Raw genomic sequence first — 4,953 nt, forward strand, 5'->3', positions numbered from 1 at the left:
CACGGACGAGGCGAATTATCGTTACAGCGACGGGACGATCTATCAGATCGATCCCACGACCCAGTTGGTGCAGGCCGCCATCCAATTGCTGACGTAAGAGGAACTGCGATGCAAAAGCGTATGATCGTCCTGCAGGCGATGGTTGCCGGCACCGTGCTTCTCGCCGGTTGCTCCAAGAAAGAACCGGAAGCCGCTCCCACCGCGACCGCATCTGCGGCGGTGAAGCCATCCGACAAGTCAGTGGCCGCACTACTGGAGGACACAGACCAGCAGCAGAACACTGCGGAGGCCCTGAAAGTCACCGGATTAAGCGGCATCTTTGCCAGCAAGGGCAGCTACACTCTGCTTGCTCCCACCGACGACGCTTTCGGTAAATTGGGCGATGCGGGCAAGCAGTTGATCGGCGCGGAAAACACGGCGGCTTTGGCGGCCTTGCTCAAAGGGCATATCCTGCCGGGCTATCTGACGCCGACCGACATCGCGAAGGCCATCGAGAAGAACAAGAGCGGGACGATCAAGATGCAGTCCATGGCGGGGCAGGAACTGACGTTCGCCAAGGATGGCGACGCGCTGACTGTCACGACGGCAGGAGGCGCCACGGCCAGACTAGGCGGTGATCCGATTGCCGGGAAAGGCAGCATCGCCCTGCCCATCGATACCGTGCTGAAAAAGATCTGATCACGTGCGGCGGGGAAAGCGCCATGCGTTCCCCCAACCCTTACAGATAGTTTTCCAGTGGCAGCTTTGAGAGCGCGGCGACGATCATGCGGCTGATGATCGAAGTTCCCGGCTCCGTTGTCTCACACTCCGTATCGTCGTCACGATCGTCGAACCAGCAGGTCATTCCGCTCTCCGTGAGCGAAAGCCGATAGACGTTGCCTTCGATATCCTGGTCGAAGGAGTGGGTCATCGCCTTGGCCAGCGCGGGCGATTCGATCAGAAATCCCATTTCGGTATTCAGGCGCACCGATCGCGGATCGAAGTTGGCAGAACCGATATAGATCTGCCGCCCATCCACCACGATCGCTTTGGCATGCAGGCTGCGGCCGTCCGCTCGGAACGACCGCGCCCTGGCAGAGCGTGTCCGCACGAATTTGCGCGCGGTCTTGGGCTTGTCGTCCGGCGCGGGCATTTCGAACAGGCGCACACCCCCGCGCAGCAGTGCCCGCCGCCTTGGCGCGTAGCCGGTATGGACGAAGCCTACGTCCGTTGCCGCGAACGAATTGGTCAGGACGCGGATCGCCACGCCCCCCTGCCCCAGCGTGGCCAGTTCGTGCGTGCCCTGCGCCGTCGGCACGAAATAGCCTGAGATCACATCCAGCTGTCTCTCCGGCAGATCGAGGCAGGCCGGCATGAGCGCGCGCAAATCGATCGGGCCGGTGCGCGATCCGGAGTGAATATAATCGTGATTCACGAGCTTCACGCAAGCCCACGTCATGGTGACGGTGCCGTCGATCAGCTCGCCAAACAGTTTGCGCGACTGGACCGCCTCGCGATATCGCTCGGCCCGCTCGCTGCCGGCGAGATTTGCCGCCGCCGCCTTCACCTTCTGGACGCGCGAGGGCTTGGGGTGGCGCACGATGTCGCCGACGGGCCGCACGTCCGGCCCGTTCCAGTAGCCGTCAAACGCTTTGGAGACATCGGGCACGATCGCTCCCACGGCCAGCACGTCCAGGTCGGCGAACAGACCCTTGGTGCGCGCCGCGAAGTATTCATCACCGATGTTTCGGCCGCCCAGGATGGTCGCTTGGCTGTCAACGGTGAAACTCTTGGCGTGCATCCGGCGATTCAGCCGCCGAAAGGCGAAGAGGTAATTGACCGACTTGGGCCAACGGATGGCGCAGGGATTGTAGATCCGAACCTCGATATTGGCATGGGTCGCCAGGCACGCCAGCCGATCGTCCAGCCGTGCCGTGCCGACATCATCCACGATCAATCGCACACGCACGCCGCGATCGGCCGCCGCCTCCAGTTCGTCCAGCATCAGAGAGCCGGAAAGATCATCGTGCCAGATGTAGTATTGCACATCCAAGGTGACTTCGGCGGAGCGAGCCAGCAGGACGCGCGCGGCAAAAGCGTCCTTCCCTTCGCGCAACAACTTCAGCCCGGACAGGTCATCGTCATCCGGGCTGCGCCGTTCCACCTCCTGGCCGAGGGTGGTATGGCCGGTATCGAAATCGGCGTGTGTCGCCGGAGCCGCGCGATGCGGCGGCAGCTTGAACGGCAGACGCTTCATGATGCGATAATCCCCACGCCCGAACAATGCGGCAGCGCCCCGCTGGTTGCCGCTACCACCCAGGCATCTCGATCACCCGATCGGCCAAGCGGTTCACCTCCGCACGATCGTGGCTGACGTAGAGGATAGGCAGGCGAAGATCGTCACGCACTTGTTCTATCACCCGCATGATCTCCTCGCGCCGCGCTGCGTCCAGTGATGCCAGGGGCTCATCCATCAGCAAGGCCCGCGGCCCGGCCAGCAAGGCCCTGCCAATGGCGACCCGCTGCGCCTCCCCGCCGGACAAATTGCGCGGCATCCGGTCCAGCAGATGGGCGATCCCCAGAAACGCGATCGCCCGCTCGGGCTGTAACCAGCGCCGATCCTCTGCCACCAAATTGAATCCGTAGAACAGGTTCTGAGCGACCGTCTTGTGCGGAAACAGGCGGCTATCCTGAAAAACGTACCCGCAGGCGCGCTGCTCCGGCGGCAGATCGATTCCCCGATCCGTGTCGAACAAGGTTTCCCCTGACACCACGATCGTTCCGCGCTTCGGCCTGATCAGCCCGGCCACCGCATCCAGCACGCTGGTCTTGCCCGCGCCCGACGCGCCGAACAAAGCCGTCAGGCCTGAGGCGGCGTGAACGGACGTGGTGATCGTGCGATCGCCGCGCTTGAGGATAATATCGATATCGAAACTCATCATGCCCGCCATAGCAGCACCGCAATGCCCGCCAAGCACCGCCTGCCGAGCAGATGAGGGAAGCCAACCCACATTTCGCCTGCTAGTCCTGCCGATCCGAGAGGATGAGGGCCAAAGATGACGATAGCGTCCACCGTAAACAGCAGCACGGATCCCGAGGTCGAAACCGGCCAGGGGTCGCACATCGATGCGCCGGAGCTGCGCGTATTCGTGATGGCGTTATTCTTCATCTTCGGCGGGATCACCTCGTTGAACGACATCATCATCCCCAAGCTCAAGGATCTGTTCACCCTCAGCTACGGGCAGGCGATGCTGGTGCAGTCGGCCTTTTTCGCGGCCTACTTCCTGATCTCGATCCCGGGCGCCATTCTGGTGAAGAAGGTGGGCTACATGCGCGGGGCGGCATTTGGCTTGTTGACAATGATGGCCGGGTGCCTGCTGTTCATCCCGGCGTCCGCCAGCGCCACCTTCAGCGTGTTTCTGATCGCGCTATTCGTGCTAGCGGCCGGAATCACCGTGGTGCAAGTCGTCGCCAACCCGCTCATTTCGCTGCTGGGGCCGGCGCAGACCACCGGTTCACGCCTGACTTTCGCACAGGCTTTCAATTCCTTGGGAACGACGGTCTTCCCCTACGTCGGTTCACTGCTGATCCTGGGCAGCCTGGCGCAAGTCGATCCCGCCACGCTGAAAGGCGCGGCGTTGGCCGCCCATCGCGTGGCCGAGACGCGCGTAGTGGTCCACACTTACATCGGCCTGGCGATCGCGCTGCTGATCGTTGCGGGCGTGGTGTGGTGGCAGCGCAACCGCTTGAAGGGGGAGCATCACGATAGCGGGTCGGCGCTCGCCGGGTTCACGTTGCTGCGCCGCCCGCGTTTTGCGCTCGGTACGATTACCCTGTTCCTCTATGTCGGCGCCGAAGTGGCGATCGGTTCGCTGATCGTGAATTATCTGGAGCAGCAACACGTTCTGAGCATGTCAGAACAGGCGGCGGGCAAGCTGATTCCGCTGTACTGGGGCGGTGCGTTGATCGGCCGCTTCATCGGATCGGCCGTGCTTCGCCTCACGTCGCCAGGTAAAGTGCTGGCCTGCAACGCGCTTGGCGCGATCGTCTTGCTGGTGATTTCCGCCAACAGCACCGGCGCTTTGGCCGCCTACAGCCTGCTTGCGGTCGGCCTGATGAACTCCATCATGTTTCCCACGATCTTCAGCCTGGCTTGCGAAGGCCTGGGGGACAAGGCGGCGGACGGCTCGGGCGTGATCTGCATGGCGATCGTGGGCGGCGCGATCATTCCACCGATCACGGGGCACCTGGCCGATGCCACCGCCAGCTTGTCCATCGCGCTCGGCCTGCCGGCGCTGTGCTATGCCGTGATCCTGGCCTATGGACTTTACGCCAGGCGGCCTGTGATCCAGGCCGCCTGACCTTCCGCCCCGCCCAAGCTCAATCGAGCAGGGCGAGCATATCGTCGATAGTGCTGCTGGCGAAGCCGACGGCACTATCGGAGATACCGTAGGGGATCAGCAACCGCTCACCCACGCGCAGCGCGCCGCAGGTGTAGACCACGTTCGGCACATAGCCGGACCGGTCGGCATTTTCCGCCGTCAGCACCGGCTCGCGCGATCGGGCGATCACCTTGGAGGGGTCGTTCCGATCGAGCAAAGCCGCGCCCAGTGCGTACTTGCGCATCGCGCCCACGCCGTGGGTCAGCAGCAGCCAACCCTGATCGGTGAGGATGGGGCTGCCGCAATTGCCGATCTGGATGAACTCCCACGGATAGGCAGGCTCCATCAGCAGCACGCCCTCGTCATCCCACTGGTCCACCGCGTCGGATGTCAGCAGGAACAGATTCTTGCCGTCCTGCCGCCCGACCATCATGAACTTGCCGCCAATCTTTTCGGGGAACAGCGCCATGCCCTTGTTGCGACCGGCGTTGCCCCGGATCGGCTCAAGCCCGAAGCTGCGGAAATCCCGCGTGCGCAGCAGTTCCGAGCGGATCGAGCTGCCCGAATAAGCGGTATAGGTGCCGATCCATTC

4 protein-coding genes and 1 pseudogene are annotated in these 4,953 nt (G+C 63.0%); 2 read left to right on the top strand and 3 right to left on the bottom strand.

The annotated features are described in order from the left end of the window. Positions 1-108 precede the first annotated feature (108 nt). Positions 109-678, top strand: a complete 570-nt coding sequence (locus ACHWRX_RS13590; protein ID WP_394659593.1) for a fasciclin domain-containing protein — start codon at positions 109-111, stop codon at positions 676-678. A gap of 40 nt (positions 679-718) precedes the next feature. Here ACHWRX_RS13590 and ACHWRX_RS13595 read toward each other — a convergent pair whose 3' ends face one another. Both ACHWRX_RS13595 and ACHWRX_RS13600 read right to left on the bottom strand, forming a co-directional pair. Next, positions 719-2,236, bottom strand: coding sequence for a phospholipase D family protein (locus ACHWRX_RS13595; RefSeq protein WP_394659594.1), 1,518 nt, complete (start codon positions 2,234-2,236; stop codon positions 719-721). A gap of 52 nt (positions 2,237-2,288) precedes the next feature. After that, on the bottom strand, positions 2,289-2,918 hold the full coding sequence (locus tag ACHWRX_RS13600; RefSeq protein ID WP_394659595.1) for a molybdenum ABC transporter ATP-binding protein: 630 nt from the start codon (positions 2,916-2,918) through the stop codon (positions 2,289-2,291). A gap of 117 nt (positions 2,919-3,035) precedes the next feature. Between ACHWRX_RS13600 and ACHWRX_RS13605 the strand changes: the two genes are divergently transcribed. Further along, positions 3,036-4,340: a sugar MFS transporter gene (locus tag ACHWRX_RS13605; RefSeq protein ID WP_394659596.1), complete on the top strand. Its 1,305-nt coding sequence runs from the start codon at positions 3,036-3,038 to the stop codon at positions 4,338-4,340. Positions 4,341-4,359: 19 nt separating this feature from the next. On the opposite strand, the pseudogene ACHWRX_RS13610 reads toward ACHWRX_RS13605, so the two are convergent. Then, positions 4,360-4,953, bottom strand: a pseudogene (locus tag ACHWRX_RS13610) (glycosidase); the annotation flags it as partial.

Source organism: uncultured Novosphingobium sp. (assembly GCF_964277725.1).
Taxonomy (GTDB): Bacteria; Pseudomonadota; Alphaproteobacteria; order Sphingomonadales; family Sphingomonadaceae; genus Novosphingobium; species Novosphingobium fluoreni.